We start from the raw sequence: 16,134 nt of genomic DNA on the forward strand, positions 1-16,134 counted from the left end.
CTCGTCGATCACCCGCGCTCGTACGCGAACAACCCGTCCGGATCGTACGTCTCGCGAACCTCCCGCAGTCGCTCGGCGTTCGCCGCGTACACGTCCTCGGCGTCGGGCGCTCGTCCGCCGGCGAAGTTCGGGAGCGTCCCGGGGATCGACGTCCGCTCGCGGAACCGACGACAGGTCTCGCGGACCCACTCGACGTTGTCCGTCGTCGCCGTCGGGTCGTCCCACGCGGCCTCGACGTTCACGACGACGTCGGCGTCGCGTCCGGCGAGCGGGGTCTCCGACTCGGGGGTCCTGCCGACCGCCCCGTGCATCGGCCAGACGACGATCGTCGACAGCTCCGAGGGCGCGGCCGCGGCGGCCGTTCGGAGTTCGCCGATGGCGTCGTCGTCGAGCTCGGCCAGCGGCACCGACTTCCAGTAGTACCGGCGGCCGACCGGGAAGTCCCCGTCCATCATCGACTGGAGATCGGTGTAGGCCATCGTCTCGAACGACTCGGCGAACGCGTCGGGGTGACCGCGGAACGTCTCGAACTCCCGCCGGCCGACGGCCGGGTCGCCCGCGTGGACGCCGGCGACGACGAGCGCGAGGTCGCCGTGGCGGTCTGCCGGGAACTCGGCGATCGCTGGAACGCTCGCGAAGTACGGGAACACGCAGGACTCGTCGGGTGCGTCCCGCTGGTAGCGGCGGTATTCGCGGAGCGCGTCGTCGGCGACCGCAACGGGGAGCCACGACTCGAAGTAGGGGACGTCGTGATCGAGCGGGTGCAGGTCGAACTCGAAGGCGGTGACGACGCCGGGCGTACCGCCGCCACGGGCCGCCCAGAACAAGTCCGCGTGGCGCTCGGCGTCGGCCGTCACGCGTTCACCGCTCCCGGTGACGACCTCGATTTCGCGGAGGTTGTCCGCGGTGAACCCGTGTTTCGGCGAGAGGTAGCCCGTGCCGCCGCCGAGCGTGAGACCCGCGACGCCGGTGTCGGCGTACACGCCGCCGGGCGTCGCCAGGCCGAACGACTGCGTGGTGCGGTCGACCGTTCCCCAGGTCGCCCCCGGTCCGACGCGCGCGGTTCCCTTCTCGGGATCGACGCGCACCCACTCCATCCGCGAGCAGTCGACGACGAGGCCACCCGAGACGACAGAAGCGCCGGAGACGCTGTGACCACCGCTTCTGACCGCGATTTCGAGGTCGTGCTCGCGGGCGAAGCCGACCGCGACCCGCACGTCGTCGACGGATTCGCAGTAGGTGATCGCCGCCGGATATTCGTTTACCATCCCGTTCCAGACCCGCCGCGCCTCGTCGTAGACGTCGTCCGACGGGGCCACGACGTCGCCGCCGAACCGTTCGGAGAGACCCCCGAGCGGGAGGCCGTCCGCGACCCGCCGAGCGTCCCGGTTCGCGTCCATACGACTACCAAGCGGTCACGTCGTTTACCGATTGGGGCGACGGCACTGAGATTTATATACGAACGCGGGGCCAGAGGCCCCGTGACGTAGGAGTAGTTCCGCGTCGGGCAGCGGGTGTTCGGCACGTCGACGCGGGAAGCGGCGACGACGCGGTCGCCCTCGCAGGAGCCGACGGCGCCGGTGAGGACGTCGTCGTGGGGAGTCGAGGGCGTCGCCATCGTCGCGAGCGGGGTGCCGACTGTTCGCCAACCCGTCGGATGGCGCGAGGAGCGCCGTCTTCACTCCGCCGAGAGCAACTCGTCCATCCGGTCGAGGTACTCGTCGTAGACGGAGATGGCGGACTCGATCGGTTCCGAGGAGGTCATATCGACGCCGGCGGCCTCGAGGACGTCGATCGGGTACTCCGAGCCGCCGAGCGCCAGCGCCTCGCGGTAGGCCGTCGCGGCGTCATCGCCCTCTTCCAGGATCTGCTCGACGATCGCGACGGCGGCGGAGATGCCCGTCGCGTACTGGTAGACGTAGTAGTTGTAGTAGAAGTGGGGGATCCGCATCCACTCGCGGTCGATTCGGTCGTCGAGTTCGGCCGGCGCGTAAAACTCCGACTTCAGGCCGCGGTACTCCTCGTCGAACCGGTCGGGGGTGAGCGCGCCGTCGGCCTCCGCGATCTCGTGGATCCGGAGCTCGAAGTCCGCGAACATCGCCTGTCGGAACAGCGTCTGCCGGAAGCGTTCGAGGTACTCGTCGAGCACGTGCATCCGGAGTTCGTCGTCCTCGACGGTCTCGAGGAGGTGATGCGTCAGGAGCGTCTCGTTGACCGTCGAAGCCACCTCCGCGACGAAGATTGTGTAGTCCGCGTAGTGCCAGGGCTGTGCGTCTTTCGCGAGCTCGGAGTGCAGCGAGTGTCCGAGTTCGTGTGCCAGCGTGAACATCGAGGCGATGTCGTCCTGGTAGTTCATCAGGACGAACGGCTGGGTGTCGTAGGTGCCCGCGGAGAACGCCCCCGAGCGCTTGCCGCGGTTCTCGTAGACGTCGACCCAGCGCGATTCCAACCCCTCGGCGACGCGCTCCTGGTAGGCCTCGCCGAGCGGTGCGACCGAGTCCACGATGAACTCCGTCGCCTCCTCGTAACTGACGTCCAGTCCCTCGTTGCCGGTCATCGACATATACAGGTCCCACATCCGAAGGTCGTCGACGCCGAGCGCCTCCCGTTTCAACTCGGCGTGTCGGTGGAGGCTGTCGAGGTTCTCGTGCACCGTCTCGATCAGCGTGTCGTACACCTCGTCCGGGACGTTGGGGCCGTCGAGCGCCGCCTCTCGTGCGGTCTCGTAGCGCCGCGCGCGGGCGTACTTGACGTCCTTGCGGACGCTGCTCTTCAGCGAGGTCCCCACGGTGTTGCGGACCTCCCCCCACTCGTCGTAGAACCCCTCGTAGACCTCCCGCCGGAACGCGCGGTCGGGGTGCTTCTGGAGCTTCGTGAAGTTCCCCTGCGTGATCTCCACGGGCTCGCCGTCGGGGTGCTCGACCGTCGGGAACGTCATATCTGCGTTCGAGAGCATCCCGAAGATGTCGGAGGACGCGCCCGCGACCTCGCCGAGTTCAGCCAGCAGTTCCTCGATCTCCGCCGATCGGGTGTGGGGTTTCGTCCGCAGGACGTCGTCGAAGTAGTGCTCGTACTCGGCGAGTGCGGGTTCTCGATCGACGAACGACTCGACGTCGGACTCGTCGAGCCGCTGGAGCTCCGGTTCGAGGAAGCTCACCGCCGACTGCGTCGCCGAAGAGAGGGATTCGGCCTTCGCGCTCATCGCCTGATACTCCTGGTTCCGCGTGTCCTCGGCGCTCCGCAGGTTGGCGTAACTGACGACCTTCGAGACCTCGCGGAGGAGTTCCTCCCGCAGTTCGAGCAGTTCCAGAAGCGTCTCTGGGCTCTCGGCCGCCCGTCCCTCGTAGGCCCGCAGGTCGTCGACGCGGTCCGTGACCGATTCGTAGGCCGCCTCCCAGGCGTCGTCGTCCGGGTAGATGCTCGTGAGGTCCCACTTGTCCTCGGTATCTATCTCGCTCCGTTCGGGAACCCGACTCATACCGGGGAAAGCGGTGGCGTCGTGGTAAGACTTACTCACCCGGCGGAACCCGCGTCCGTGAGGGGACTCGAACGGCAGACAAGCGGCGGTCGTCCGGGTTACTCCCGAAGCGAGGAGGCGATATCGCGGAGCGACTGGTCCGGACGCGCGGGGACGTCGTAGACGACTCGTTCGCCGGGTTCGCGGAGGCCGTAACAGAACCCCGGATCGAGTTCGTCGAGTTCGACCGCGTCGCCGGGGTCACGGTCGTGATCGGCACACCACGCAACGAGTCGGTTCTCGCCCTCTCGCGGCTCGCGCGCCAGGCGCTCGTTGTCGTACGCGCCGCGGACGAGCAGGCCCGTCGAATCGGAAACGACTCGCGCGTGGGTGGTTGCGCCGTCGAGAAGCAGTCGGACGATGTCGCCTTCGTCGACGGAGGCGTCGTCGGGGAGGCGGAGACACGGGCGCCTGGTGCCGCCGCTGCGTGCGATGGTGGCCCGCAGTCCCGTCACCGAGGCGTGATCGCTCGGGATCCGTTCGGACACGAGCGGTTACTCGTCGTCGGCGTCGGCTTCCTCGTCGTCCTCGGCGTCGGCTTCCTCGTCGTCGGCTTCTTCAGCTTCGTCCTCGTCGTCGCCGATCGTCCCGTCGACGACCGCGGCGTTCACCTGAGCGGTCTCGTCGGAGAGCTGTCGGCCGCGCACGGTGACTCGCTTCCGCTCGCCGTCGCGGGACGGTTTGTACCCCACGCCGCCTTCGAGGAGGAGTTCCTTCAGATTCGAGCCGGCGACGTCTTTGCGCATCGGTCGGCCCGCCTCGTCGGAGCCGCCGGTGAGTTCCAGCGTGTGTCCGTCGAGACCGACGGCACCGCCGTCGACCTCGTCGCCGAGTTCGCGACCGATGAATCGGTTCGCGTCCTGTCCGTCGACCTCGAACTGCTCTGTGTGTCCGGTCTCGTCGGAGACGACGACCTTGAATTCAGCCATAGACGGGAGGAGACGGCCGCCGATAAAAAGTACGTCGAAAGCGACTCCCGCTCGAACGGCGTCGCAGGCGGACGACCGGGACATTCGAGACGCGAGCGACAGCGACGCTCGGAGCCCGGTCAGTCGGCGGATTCGAACCCGTCCTCCCAGCGGAACCGCCCGTTGCGCTGGACGACTTCGCCGTCGATTTCGAGCCGGGAATCCTCGCTCACGTCGGTGATGAGGTCGACGTGGACGGCCGAGTCGTTTCCCGATTCGCCGTCGGGCAGACAGGCGTCGTAGGCCCGCCCGAACGCGAGGTGGACGGTGTCGCCCATCTTCTCGTCGAAGAGGATGTTGTCGGTGATCCGATCGATCCCGCGGTTCATTCCGATACCGAGTTCCCCGAGTCGACGCGCCCCCTCGTCGGTATCCAGCAGATCCGAGAGGGTGTCTTCGCCCGCGGCGGCGCTGAAGTCGACGACTCGGCCAGCCTCGAACCGGAGCCACACGTCGCGGACGCGGGCACCGGAGATGGTCATCGGGACGTCGAAGACGACCTCGCCCTCCGTATCGTACGGCGCGGTGAACACCTCTCCGGAGGGGAGGTTGTGGGAGTCGTAGGCGACGGAGGCCGCGGAGTTGACCGCGGTTCGGCCCTCGATCGACATCGTCAGGTCCGTATCGGCGCTCACCAGTCTCACCTCGCTCCCGTCGTCGAGAACCGACTTCAACTGTGCCATCTCCTCGGCGAGGGACTCCCAGTCGCGGAGGATCGCACCGTAGGCGAACTCTCGATAGGCCTCGTAGGACATCCCGGCCTGCTGAGCGAGCGAGCGCGTCGGGTGGACGGTCGACACCCAGTCGGTCTCCATTCGCGCCTCCTTGATCGGCTGTCTCGCCCGCGCGGCGGCCTGTCGCGTCTCACCGTCGACGTCCGCGGTCGCGAACGTGTTGCGGCCGCCGCCGAGAAAGAGGACGGCGTCGGCGTTCTCGTACAGCGCGAGTTCGTGGCCGGGTGCCTCGTCGAACTCGCCCGCGTGTGCGCGGAGGTACGCGCGGGAAACCTCGTCGGAGGCGTACGTGGTGACGACGTTCGCACCGCGTTCGCCCAGCGCCTCGGCGACGGCGACGGCGAGGTCGTGCGCGCCTTCGGCGACGCTGACGACGACGTCGTCGCCCGATTCGATGCGCGCGCTCCAGTCGACGAGCGTCTCGGCGTGCTCGCGGATGCGTTGATCCATACGTCCCCTCCGTCGCCGCGGTCAAAAACGCTTATCGCCCGACGCGGCCGAGCGGCGAGCGTGACGTCCATCGCGCTGGCGACCGCCGCCGACCTGCCCGACCTCGTCGACGACGACGCGTCGTTTGTGACTGCCCTCCGGGACCGCGGTGCGACCGCGACCCCGGTCGTCTGGTCCGACGAGTCGGTCGCGTGGGACGACTTCGACGCGGTCCTCGTCAGGTCGGTCTGGGACTACTACCGCCGGCCCGACGAGTTCGCGGCGTGGGTCGATCGCGTCGACGCGGCGTCGCCGACGGTGCTGAACGCGCCCGGGACGCTGCAGTGGAACCGACACAAGTTCTATTTGCGGGACCTGGAAGACCGCGGCGTCGACACGCTCCCGACGGAGTACGTCGAACGAGGAGCAGCGATAGCCCTTCCAGACATCTTCGCCCGGCGGAGCTGGGACGAACTCGTCGTCAAGCCCGCCGTGAGTGCGGGCGCGTTCGAGACGCGGCGGATCGGGCGCGAGGACGCCGCGGACGAACAGCCGTGGTTCGACGGCCTCGCCGCCGACCGCGACGTCCTCGTCCAGGAGTTCGCCGACGGCATCACGGCGGGCGAGTGGTCGCTCGTGTTCTTCGATGGGAGCTACAGCCACGCCGTCGTCAAGCGCCCCGAGGCGGGCGACTTCCGAGTCCAGGAGGACCACGGCGGCAGCGTCGCGGCCGAGAGGCCGACCGAGTCGCTCCGGAAGCGAGCGCGCGAGGTGGTCGACGCCGTGACGGCCGAGCGGGGCGGCGACGTACCGCTGTACGCCCGCGTCGACGGGATCGAGCGGGACGGCGGTGGAGACGGGGTCGGGTTCCAACTGCTCGAAGTCGAACTCATCGAACCGGAGCTGTTCTTCCGGGTCGACGCCGACGCCGGCGGACGGCTTGCAGACGCCCTGCTCGACCGTCTGTAGTCGTCGGTTTCGTCGGCGGGGTATCGGCTCCCCTCCCGAAACCGCAACCACTACCACCTCCCGAAGAGCAGCCGTTGGTATGCAACTGGGCGTCATCGGCCTCGGCCGGATGGGACAGATCGTCGTCGATCGCGTGCTCGACGCGGGGCACGACGTCGTAGCGTTCGACCTCGACGCGGAGGCGGTCGCGACCGCCGCCGACGCGGGGGCGACGCCGGCGGAGGACTTAGACGACCTCACCGACCGCCTCGGCGAGGAGAAGCGAATATGGCTGATGGTCCCTGCCGGCGAGGCCGTCGACGCGACGCTGGACGAACTCGAACCGCGTCTCACCGCCGACGACGTCGTCGTCGACGGCGGTAACTCCAACTTCCACGACTCGGTCCGGCGGGCCGAGTCGACGGTCGCCGCGTACCTCGACTGCGGCACCTCCGGCGGTCCCGCTGGAGCCGAACTCGGCTTCTCGCTGATGATCGGCGGCCCCGAGTGGGCTTACGAAGCGATGGCGCCCGTCTTCGACGCCGTCGCCACGGGGCCGGCGGGCCACGACCGGATGGGTCCGAGCGGATCCGGCCACTACGTGAAGATGGTCCACAACGGCGTCGAGTACGCGCTGATGCAGGCCTACGGCGAGGGCTTCGAGCTGCTCGCGAACGGCCGCTACGACCTCGATCTGGAAGCGGTCGCCCGCACGTGGAACAACGGCGCTGTCATCCGCTCGTGGCTGCTCGAACTCTGCGAGGAGGCGTTCCGTGAGGAGGGCAACGACCTCGGCGACGTCGCCGACCACGTGTCGGGCGGTTCGACCGGCACTTGGACCGTCCAAGAGGCGCTCGAACAGGAGGTTCCGGTGCCGCTCATCTACCAGGCGCTCGCGGAGCGCTTCGGCAGCCGTGCCGACGACGGCCGCTTCGGTCGTCGGCTGGCGAACCGCCTGCGCTACGGCTTCGGCCGTCACGAGGTCCAGCGGCGCGAGGAGTAGACGGACCTCGTCGGCGGCGATTACTGAACAACCGCAACGGGCGGGACTGGAAGGGGCCGCGAGGCTCGGCGAGCGAGACGACGCAAGCACCGGAGCGAACGGAGTGAGCGAGGAGCACAGCGAGTCGCAGCCGTCGAGCCTCGCGGGGGCTTCCGAAGTCGTCCCGATCCAACCAGTCGGCGCAGTTTCACGGAGAGATCCGTATCGCCGAGGCAATCACAATTTCCTTAACCCCCGACTCCGTAGCCGCCGATATGGTCGAAATCAACCTCGTGGGGCTGGGTCTCGGGGTGACCCTGACGCTCCTCGCGGTGTCGCTGCACTACGCGCGTGGCACCGGGTGGTCCCCCACCGGAGACATCTCCCAGGAGGTGCTCGAACAGCGGGCGAGCGCCGTGCCGGAGACCGACTTCCCCGAACCGATGAACCGCTCCATCGGCGGCGGTGCCGCTCCCGCGGGGGCGGTCGCCGGCGGCGAGGAGGGCGCAGAACTCGAAGAGGGCGGCGAGACCGACGAGTCGAGTCCCGCCGACATCCCCGAGGACGAGATCGAGTACTTCGAGGTCGAGTTCGTCAAGCAGGGCGAGACGATCGAACTCGCGAACAACGAGACGGTACTCGAACAGGGCGAAGAGGAGGGCTGGGATCTCCCGTACGCCTGCCGGCAGGGGCAGTGCGTTTCCTGTGCCGGGCAGATCACCTCCGGCGGCAACTCCGAGGACTACGTCGTCCACGACAATCAACAGATGCTCGACGACGGTGAACTCGACGAGGGCTACACGCTCACCTGCGTCGCCTACCCCCGCGCGGACTTCACGATCGAGACGGGCGAAGCGCCCTGAGACCATCGGTTTTTCGACGTTCCTTCCCGTTCACAACGGTTAAATCACCGGCAGGTCTACCTCGGTCCGAGGGCCCGTAGCTCAGTGGACAGAGTCCCTGGTTCCGGACCAGGATGTCGCGGGTTCAAATCCCGTCGGGTCCGTTCGGCCTCGCTTCGCTCGTCCTCACTCCCCCGACGACCTCCCACTCGCCCGGCTCGTGGGAGTCCCGTCGGGTCCGTTCGATCTTCGGCGTCACGCCAGTCCCGGTCAATGCGGGAACGTATATGTCCTCTCGAAACCGATTTTGGGTATGTCCCTCCGAAAGCGGGGCGAAACGGCGCTCTGGAGTCGCCACTCGAATCCGAAAAGCGGTTGGACGCGCGTCCCCACCGGCCCGATTCTCGTCTACGCGCTCTATCGTCGCGACTGGCGACTGCTGCTCGCCGCGCTCGTCTGGACGGTCCTCAATCCGGTCCTGTTCGGTCCGCCGGAGACCGACGACGCGTGGATGACCCGGGCGGTCCTGGCGGAGCAGTGGTGGATCCGCGAGGAGGAGCGCTCGACCGTCGGCCTCGACTACCCGAACGTCTGCAACGCCGTCGGCGCGCTCGGCTTCTGCTACGCGCTGTACGCCGCGTATCGACGGCGGCCCGTCGGGGCCGCCGTCGGGACCGTCGCCTCGATCGGGCTGAAGTTCTGGTGGCTTCGCGTGCTGGTCGGACGGTACGACGCTGCAACGGAAGCGGCCGAGCGGCGATGAGGGCTGATCACCGCCCGAACTCGACGCCCCGGATCTCGAACCGCGCACCGCCCTCCGAGCCCTCGGTGAGACTGATCTCCCACCCGTGTTCCTCGACGACGCGCTCGACGATGTTCAGCCCGAACCCCGTCCCCTCGTCGGCGGTCGAGTAGCCCATCTCGAACACGTCCGGGCGGCTGTCGGGCGGGATTCCCGGCCCGTCGTCTTCGACGTAAAACCCGTCGTCGAGTTCGCCGACGACGACCGTCACGTCCTCGCCGCCGTGTTCGACGGCGTTCCGGAACAGGTTCTCGAAGAGTTGCTGCAGGCGGCTGCGGTCGCCGCTGATCGTTCGCTCGATCCCGGAGCGAAGCGTCGCGTCCGCGGTCGCGACGTTCTTCCAGCAGGTCCCGAGGAACCGGTCTAGCTCGACCGACTCGCGCTCGATCACGCTGGTCCCGTTGCGCGCGAGCGTGAGCAGATCGTTGATCAGGGTATTCATTCGGTCGTGCATCCGCTCGACGGCTTCGAGGTGTTCGCTGTCGCACTCCTCGCGGGCGAGTTGGAGTCGCCCCTCCGCGACGTTGAGCGGGTTGCGGAGGTCGTGGCTGACGACAGACGCGAATTCGGCCATCTGCTGCTCGCGCTGCTTGCGGTCGGAGATGTCGCGAGCGATGCTCAGTACCGCCCTCTCAGCCTGGTACGTGATCAGACTGGAGTTGATTTCGACGGGTATCCGCTCGCCGTCGGCCGTCTCGTGAGCGGTCTCGAAGACCTGCATCCCGTCCTCCGGCATATCTTCGATGAGCGCCGTGATCTCGCCGTCTTCGAGCCCGACGTCGATGTCGTGGGGTCGCATCGAGAGCAGTTCCGATCGCGAGTAGCCGAGGGTCTCCACCGCCGCGTCGTTGACAGCGTGGAACCGTTCGTCGAGGCCGATAACCCACGCCGAGTCGTTCATCCCGTTGAAGAGCTCCGAGGCGTCCTCGCGGGCCCGCTGGAGTTGCCGCTCGCGCTCCCGCTGCTCGGTGACGTCCTGGACGGCACCGCGGAGCGTCACGACGTCGCCGTCTTCGACCGTCGGCACGCCCTGCACGCGGAGCCAGCGGGTCTCGTCGGTCGAGCCGCGGCACCGGACCTCGACGTCGAAGGGATCGCCGCTATCGAGCGCCGTCTCGACGGCGTCGGCGACGATCTGACGATCCGCCTCGTGGTAGGCGTCGAGGGCGACCTCCAGGGAGAGGTCCGTGTCGCGATCGACGCCGAACAGCTCGTAGAGCTGGTCGGTCCAGAACACCTCCATCGTGTCGGGGTCGAGTTCCCAACCGCCCACGTCGGCGATGCGCTCGGTCCGTTCGAGCAGTTCGCGCATCCGCTCGAACTCGCGCTCGCGAGCGCGCCGGTCGGTGATGTCGCGGGTCACGCCGACGACGCCCTCGACGGAGCCGTCCGCGACGAGCGGAGTGAGCCGGTACTCGAGCACGCCGGGACCGTACTCGGCGATCGGCGTTTCGATCTCGCCGCGGAGTTCCTCGCGGTCGCCGTCGAGGAGATCGCGGTACGGATCGCCGTCCGCCTCGTCTCTGATCGTTTCGATCAGCGTGCTCGGCTCGCCTTCGAGCGCGTCCGGGGTCGTCCCGTAGAGTTCGGCCATCCGCTCGTTCACGAGGTCGAAGCGACCCTCCTCGTCGTAGATGCAGGCGGCCTCCTGCATCATGTTGACCATCTGTTCGTAGCGCCGGAGCGCCCGTTCTCGCGCCTTCCGCCGGCTGATGTCCCGAGAGATGACGATGAACCGACCCTCCCCGTCGTCGGTGGGGAGTCGAGTGAGGTGAACCTTCACCGGGAAGCGCTCGCCGTCGGCGCGTCTGAACGCCGTCTCGACCTCGTGGCGCTCGCCGACGTCCATTCCGTCCCAGGTTTCGCGGAGTTCCTCGGGGTCGCTCTCCTGGTCGACGTCCCACACCTTCTGTCCGATCAGTTCTCCCCGGGATCGATCGAACGCCTCACAGAACCGCCGGTTCACGTCGGTGATCGTCCCCTCGTCGGTGTGGACGTCGATCATATCCGGCGAGTTCTCGAACAGCGCTTCGAGACGGGCCGTGGTCCGCTCGAGCCGCTCTTCGCGCTCCTTTCGCTCGGTGACGTCGGTGATGAACCCCTCGAGTGCGACCACCGACTCGTCGCGGCGAACGCTGCGTCCCCGTTCCCACACCCACCTGATCGCGCCGTCGTCGGTGACGATCCGGTAGGTGGCCTCGAACGTGCCGTCGCCCGCGAGCGCGTCCTGGACGGTCTCCCACACCTGCTCGCGGTCGTCGGGGTGGACGACGTCCTCGCCCCACTGTACCTCGTTGCGTTCTAGCTCGACGGCCGCGTAGCCGGAGAGCGCCTCGACTTCGCCCTCGACGGTCTCCATCGGCCACGCGGGCGCGTTCCGACAGCGATAGACCATCCCCGGGAGGTTGTCGATGAGCGTCTCCAGGCGACGGGTCCGTTCGGTCAGGAGTCGGTGTGACTGGTGCGCGTCGACGGCGTTGACGATCCGGTTCGCGAGCAGTTCGTACTGTTCGGACCCCGTCCCCTTCTGGAGGTAGTCGGTCACGCCGGCGGAGATGGCGTCGCTGGCGACCTCCTCGGACCCTTTTCCCGTATAGAGGATGAACGGCAGTTCCGGGTAGTCCTCGCGGACGGCTTCGAGGAATTCGATGCCGTCGGGTCCCGGCATATCGTAGTCCGAGACGAGACAGTCGACGTCGTGGTCGGCGAGGACGTCCAGTCCCGCGTCCGCGTCGCGCGCGGCTCGAACCGCGATCCGGGCGTCGACGCGTTCGAGGAACGTCGCCGTCAACTCCGTGAAATCCGGGTCGTCGTCGACGTGGAGGACGTCGATCGTATCGGGCGTGTCGGTCATACCTGCATGCTCGTTGGGACAGCCTCGCACGGGGGAAACTTAAGCGGTCGTCATCGTGCGGGGGGCGAACTGACCGGGGCGACGCCAGCGGACCTCACGAAGCGAGAGACTGCCGGACCGCGTTCACTTCAGAGCGGATTCTCAGAGATCGTGCCGCCGAACGAGCGCCAGCGCGACGCTCCCGAGGGAGGCCGCACCGGCGAGCAGTCGCAACTGGAAGCGGACCGGATTCGTCGCGATTTGAGAGGTGAGGGCCGCGAGGACCGCGACTGCGATCAGGAACCAGACGAGGGCGTAGCTTCGGCCCTCGACGTCGCGGTCCTCGTATCTGGACACGTAGGGGAGAAGCGTCGGGAACGCGGTGATGAACCCCAGGACGACCGGGAGGTTCAGCGCTGCGAAAATCGCCCCCACCGACGGCGATCCGCTCGCGGTCGCGACGGTGATCGCTCGGGACAGGAACCACACCGACACGGTCTCGACGTACAGGCCGACGGCGATCCAGAGGTTCTCGTGCGTCAGCGGCTGCGGCTCCCGCGAGCGGTTGGCGACCCACCAGCCGAGGCCGAGAACCAGCGGCCAGCAGAGCGCGAACGCGTACTCGACCGGCGACGTACCCGGAGCGGAGACGGCGAAGACGTACGCGGCCGACGCGAGGACCGCGAACAGCGGCAGCGCGACGAACCCGGCGGGGCGCGCGATCGGCGCGCCCTCGGTCGTCTCTCGACCCTCCCAGGCGTCGAGGAAGTGCGGCAGTCGCTGGAGTTCGCGGACCCACAGCCAGAGGAAGAACGTCCCGGCGAACCCCAGCATCGCGACCAGCCCCGAGAGCCCCCAGACCGTCACCCACGCGTCGAGGCCGAGTTCGAGGATCGATCCACCGAGGAGCGCGAGAGACGGTCTCGCCATCTGCGATCCCAGCGTCACGGCGAAGAAGAGGTACCCCGTCGCGACGAACGCGCCGAGCACGACGAACGTCGTCAGAAAGAGCCCCTGGACGCTCCGGGAGACGTTCTCCAGCGAATCGAGCAGATATCGCTCGAGGTCGAACTCGACGTCCAGCACCTGTCCCCGACTCGGCCCGATCGTCAGCCGGGGCGAGACGGCCGCGACGACGGCCCAGCCGAGAAAGAGCAGGTCCGGGAGGGGGTACGCGTAGACGAACAGTTGCGAGATGACGCCCGAGAGAAACACCGGGAAGGTCAGGAGGATGCCGACGGCGGCGAGGTACGCCACGCGCCCGGCGACGCCGACGAGTCCCTCGCGGGCGAAATCCGCCCGAAGCTCCTCTGAGACGTCGCGGTGGGGCGAGACGAGTTGAAGGACCTCGACGCCGTTCCCTTCCGGGTCGAACAACGACCACCCGCGGACCCGGCTCAGATACCACAGCATCGCGGCCGCGCTCGCGATCATCAGCACGGCGATGCCGGCCGTGAGTCGAACGCCCTCGACGTACTCGAAGAGGAGTCCGGCGCTCACCGCCGACGCGGTGAAGACCGCTCGGAACCCGCGCGCCTCGGATTGCAGCCAGTCGAGGTACGTGTACACGAGCGGCGTGAACGTGTAGAAGACCGTCGCGAACAGCAGCCAGGTCGTCGCCGCGGCGACGGACTCCGGACCGACAGTACCTCCGAGGAGCGAGACGAGCGGGACGAGAACGTCTTCGGGGAGTCGAGCCAACAGGTCGGAGACCGCCGCGCCGCCGATCCAGACGTTCGGCGAACGCAGGGCCGACGAACCGAACCCGGGAGCCATCGCCCTGGCGTTGACCGGTCAGGGCCATCAATTTTGACTCACAGGAACGAGCGCTCCGGGAGCGGGAGACGACGTCACGACGCCGGCGAGAGACGGCGACGGACCGCTATTCGAGGTAGCCGAGCTCTTCGAGTCGGGATTCGAGGTCCTCGTCGAGTTCGACCGCCGACAGCGTGTCGCTGAGCTGTTCGTTGCGAACGCGGACGACGTCGAGCAGTTGCATCGCCGTGCGGAGTTTGTAGTGGACCTCCTCGTCGTCCGTCTGTTCGATGGCGCTTTCCAGAAGCGATTTGATCGTCTCCGAGGTGTCGGAAGTCATCAGTGTCGGTTCGGAACCGGTGGGGTAAAAGTGACGCTCATCGACACAAGAATTCGTCCCAATCGCACGCTCGAACGACGGCGGGTGCCCGGGGACCGAGCACACGGAGTTCACCGAAACTCGTAGAAAACGACGCCGCACGTCTCACACGCCAGGACGTTCGAACGATCGTCCGTGGTTCCGGAGAGCGTGTGCCCGCAACAGTCCTCCGGCGTGGTCTCGACGACGTCGGCGTCGCAGATCGGGCAGGTCTCGAGGAACGCACAGAGAGCGTGCGCGGCCAGGCCTCGGATTTCGGGCCGAAGGTCGGTTTCGGCGAGCGCGCGGGCCGCGGCGACCTCCGCGACCGCGACCGGTCGGCGGAGCCACGTCGTCGACCCGTCGACGCCGGTGACGACGAGGAACGTCTCCGAGCCGGTCCGCTCGACGCGCGCCGACTCGACGCGGGCCAACGCGTCGCGGACGGCGTCGACGAGTCGATCGTCCGAGTCCGCCGCGAGCGCGTCCATCTCGCGCCGCCACGCCGACGCGAACGCCTCGGTCGGTTCGAGGTGTTCGCCATCGACGTCGACGACGCCGACCGCGACGAGTTCGCGGAGGACGTCGTCCCCGTCGACACCGTCAGTCCCGTTGCCGTCGGCCCCATCGAGGTCACCGAGCGTCTCCGAGGGGGCAGTGTGCGCGAAGTAGTCGCCCGGGAGCCGCGCCACGAGACGCGGCGCGAACCGGGGCGTGTACGGGATCAGATAGCCGCGGAACCAGATCGCGACGAGGCCGACGAACGCGACGAGCGCGGGAGCCACTAGCGCGACGCCGTCGGCGAGCGGGGTGGCCACCAGCGCGACGACGCCGGTGAGCACGGCCAGGACGACCACGTTGACCACCGTGCAGGGCCAACAGCGGCCGTCGCCGGTGTGTTCGGGCCGACGGAGTCGGGGGAGTGCGGTCATCGATCGGCGGGCAGGACCGCCCTCATTTCTCCGATACCTCCGCAAGCGCTTCGAGCACGCCGTCGGCGAAGGAGCCCTCGGTCCTGACGTCCGCCCGCGAAGCGGCGGTCTCGTCGGCGTTGGCGACGGCGTAGGAGCGGCCGACGGCGTCGAACAGTTCCGCGTCGTTCGCCGAGTCGCCGATCGCGACGAACTCCTCGGGGTCTCGGTCCAGCAGTTCGCAGGCGCGGCGCAGGCCGGTCGCTTTGCTCACCGACGACGACTTGACGTGGTATGCGTACCCGGAATCGACGATGGTCTGTCCGTACTCGGTCGCGAGATCGTCGAGGAGTTCCAGCGGCACCGACCGCGTCACCGAGAGCTCCGTCTCCCGCCAGCGGTTGTGCATATCAGGTTCGGGCCAGCCCGGTGGATATCCTGCTTCGCGGAGGCGTCCGGCGACCTCTCGCGCCGCCGTCGAATCACCCGCGACGGTGAGGTCGCCGTCGACGAGGATGACGCCGCCGTTCTCGGCGATCACCCGTTCGGGGATCCCCAGGAACGTACAGAGCGCGACGGGGTAGGCGAACGATTTCCCGGTCGCTAAGACGACCGGCTCCTCCCACTCCCGGAGCGGGCCGAACAGGCGCTCGTCGATCCCGCCCGCCGACCTCGTCATCGTGCCGTCGATGTCGATTGCGATCGGGCGGCTCATCGGTTTCCGATGGGAAGCGAAGCGCATCGTGGTCGTTCGAGCGTGCGATGCGCCGTCGACCCCACAGTCGAGCGTGCCCGCCGCCCCACGAAATCGGAGGGCGTCGTCGGGATTCGAGACGTCCCGTACGTGGGCGTGATCTGACGGGGGTGCATCGGTCGCGTGGAATGTCGAATCGGTTTCCTGGGGGTCCGAGGAATGCGTCTCCCCCGGACGAACTCGTTCGGACTCATTCTGCTGTGGGCGGTGTACGAGGCCCAGTACCGATAAAGACGGCGACGGGCGGGCGTCGGCATCCGCCGGTGATCGTGCTGGATGGGGCCGCGGTATCGGAGCAACG

At 68.0% G+C, this 16,134-nt stretch carries 14 protein-coding genes and 1 tRNA gene; 5 read left to right on the top strand and 10 right to left on the bottom strand.

What is annotated here, in order from left to right; all coding sequences use genetic code 11:
• Nucleotides 1-8 precede the first annotated feature (8 nt).
• The 5 genes from NO876_RS12785 to NO876_RS12805 form a co-directional block, all read right to left on the bottom strand.
• A complete protein-coding gene (locus NO876_RS12785) occupies nt 9-1,400 on the bottom strand; it encodes an FAD-binding oxidoreductase (RefSeq protein WP_256422052.1) in 1,392 nt (463 codons plus the stop codon).
• 278 nt (nt 1,401-1,678) lie between these two features.
• Nucleotides 1,679-3,478: an oligoendopeptidase F gene (gene pepF / locus NO876_RS12790; protein WP_256422053.1), complete on the bottom strand. Its 1,800-nt coding sequence runs from the start codon at nt 3,476-3,478 to the stop codon at nt 1,679-1,681.
• Between the two features lie 98 nt (nt 3,479-3,576).
• Nucleotides 3,577-4,005 carry a DUF7112 family protein gene (locus NO876_RS12795; protein WP_256422054.1) on the bottom strand — a complete coding sequence of 143 codons (429 nt, stop codon included), beginning with the start codon at nt 4,003-4,005 and terminating at the stop codon, nt 3,577-3,579.
• A 6-nt stretch (nt 4,006-4,011) separates the two neighbouring features.
• Entirely contained in the window at nt 4,012-4,446 is a 435-nt protein-coding gene (locus NO876_RS12800; RefSeq protein ID WP_256422055.1) for a 30S ribosomal protein S6e, read from the bottom strand.
• A gap of 119 nt (nt 4,447-4,565) precedes the next feature.
• The gene (locus tag NO876_RS12805; protein WP_256422056.1) at nt 4,566-5,669 is read right to left on the bottom strand and encodes an aminopeptidase; all 1,104 of its coding nucleotides are present in this window, start codon (nt 5,667-5,669) and stop codon (nt 4,566-4,568) included.
• A gap of 60 nt (nt 5,670-5,729) precedes the next feature.
• Between NO876_RS12805 and NO876_RS12810 the strand changes: the two genes are divergently transcribed.
• The 5 genes from NO876_RS12810 to NO876_RS12830 all read left to right on the top strand — a co-directional run bounded on the left by NO876_RS12810 (nt 5,730) and on the right by NO876_RS12830 (nt 9,183).
• Nucleotides 5,730-6,617, top strand: a complete 888-nt coding sequence (locus NO876_RS12810) for an ATP-grasp domain-containing protein (RefSeq protein ID WP_256422057.1) — start codon at nt 5,730-5,732, stop codon at nt 6,615-6,617.
• A gap of 79 nt (nt 6,618-6,696) precedes the next feature.
• Nucleotides 6,697-7,599 (top strand): phosphogluconate dehydrogenase (NAD(+)-dependent, decarboxylating), encoded by a 903-nt coding sequence (gene gnd, locus NO876_RS12815; protein ID WP_256422058.1) that lies wholly within the window; start codon nt 6,697-6,699, stop codon nt 7,597-7,599.
• A 254-nt stretch (nt 7,600-7,853) separates the two neighbouring features.
• Entirely contained in the window at nt 7,854-8,441 is a 588-nt protein-coding gene (locus NO876_RS12820; protein ID WP_256422059.1) for a 2Fe-2S iron-sulfur cluster-binding protein, read from the top strand.
• A 70-nt stretch (nt 8,442-8,511) separates the two neighbouring features.
• Nucleotides 8,512-8,584, top strand: a tRNA-Arg gene (locus NO876_RS12825).
• 149 nt (nt 8,585-8,733) lie between these two features.
• Nucleotides 8,734-9,183, top strand: coding sequence for a DUF6653 family protein (locus NO876_RS12830; protein WP_256422060.1), 450 nt, complete (start codon nt 8,734-8,736; stop codon nt 9,181-9,183).
• Between the two features lie 7 nt (nt 9,184-9,190).
• On the opposite strand, the gene NO876_RS12835 is transcribed toward NO876_RS12830, so the two are convergent.
• The 5 genes from NO876_RS12835 to NO876_RS12855 all read right to left on the bottom strand — a co-directional run bounded on the left by NO876_RS12835 (nt 9,191) and on the right by NO876_RS12855 (nt 15,794).
• Nucleotides 9,191-12,076, bottom strand: coding sequence for a PAS domain S-box protein (locus tag NO876_RS12835; RefSeq protein WP_256422061.1), 2,886 nt, complete (start codon nt 12,074-12,076; stop codon nt 9,191-9,193).
• Nucleotides 12,077-12,217: 141 nt separating this feature from the next.
• Nucleotides 12,218-13,831, bottom strand: a complete 1,614-nt coding sequence (locus NO876_RS12840; RefSeq protein WP_256422062.1) for a hypothetical protein — start codon at nt 13,829-13,831, stop codon at nt 12,218-12,220.
• Nucleotides 13,832-13,937: 106 nt separating this feature from the next.
• Entirely contained in the window at nt 13,938-14,150 is a 213-nt protein-coding gene (locus NO876_RS12845) for a hypothetical protein (protein ID WP_256422063.1), read from the bottom strand.
• Nucleotides 14,151-14,260: 110 nt separating this feature from the next.
• Nucleotides 14,261-15,100 (bottom strand): DUF8054 domain-containing protein, encoded by an 840-nt coding sequence (locus NO876_RS12850; RefSeq protein ID WP_256422064.1) that lies wholly within the window; start codon nt 15,098-15,100, stop codon nt 14,261-14,263.
• Nucleotides 15,101-15,122: 22 nt separating this feature from the next.
• Nucleotides 15,123-15,794, bottom strand: coding sequence for an HAD hydrolase family protein (locus tag NO876_RS12855; protein ID WP_256422065.1), 672 nt, complete (start codon nt 15,792-15,794; stop codon nt 15,123-15,125).
• Between the last annotated feature and the right edge of the window lie 340 nt (nt 15,795-16,134).

Origin of the sequence: Halobellus rarus (genome assembly GCF_024494595.1) — an archaeon.
Taxonomy (GTDB): Archaea; Halobacteriota; Halobacteria; order Halobacteriales; family Haloferacaceae; genus Haloquadratum; species Haloquadratum rarum.

Excerpts from the sequence above, each read along its gene's own strand:
- NO876_RS12785 (WP_256422052.1), bottom strand. The coding sequence starts at position 1,400 with ATGGACGCGAACCGGGACGCTCGGCGGGTCGCGGACGGCCTCCCGCTC.
- pepF (WP_256422053.1), bottom strand. The coding sequence starts at position 3,478 with ATGAGTCGGGTTCCCGAACGGAGCGAGATAGATACCGAGGACAAGTGG.
- NO876_RS12800 (WP_256422055.1), bottom strand. The coding sequence starts at position 4,446 with ATGGCTGAATTCAAGGTCGTCGTCTCCGACGAGACCGGACACACAGAG.
- NO876_RS12805 (WP_256422056.1), bottom strand. The coding sequence starts at position 5,669 with ATGGATCAACGCATCCGCGAGCACGCCGAGACGCTCGTCGACTGGAGC.
- gnd (WP_256422058.1), top strand. The coding sequence starts at position 6,697 with ATGCAACTGGGCGTCATCGGCCTCGGCCGGATGGGACAGATCGTCGTC.
- NO876_RS12820 (WP_256422059.1), top strand. The coding sequence starts at position 7,854 with ATGGTCGAAATCAACCTCGTGGGGCTGGGTCTCGGGGTGACCCTGACG.
- NO876_RS12830 (WP_256422060.1), top strand. The coding sequence starts at position 8,734 with ATGTCCCTCCGAAAGCGGGGCGAAACGGCGCTCTGGAGTCGCCACTCG.
- NO876_RS12835 (WP_256422061.1), bottom strand. The coding sequence starts at position 12,076 with ATGACCGACACGCCCGATACGATCGACGTCCTCCACGTCGACGACGAC.
- NO876_RS12840 (WP_256422062.1), bottom strand. The coding sequence starts at position 13,831 with ATGGCTCCCGGGTTCGGTTCGTCGGCCCTGCGTTCGCCGAACGTCTGG.
- NO876_RS12845 (WP_256422063.1), bottom strand. The coding sequence starts at position 14,150 with ATGACTTCCGACACCTCGGAGACGATCAAATCGCTTCTGGAAAGCGCC.
- NO876_RS12850 (WP_256422064.1), bottom strand. The coding sequence starts at position 15,100 with ATGACCGCACTCCCCCGACTCCGTCGGCCCGAACACACCGGCGACGGC.
- NO876_RS12855 (WP_256422065.1), bottom strand. The coding sequence starts at position 15,794 with ATGAGCCGCCCGATCGCAATCGACATCGACGGCACGATGACGAGGTCG.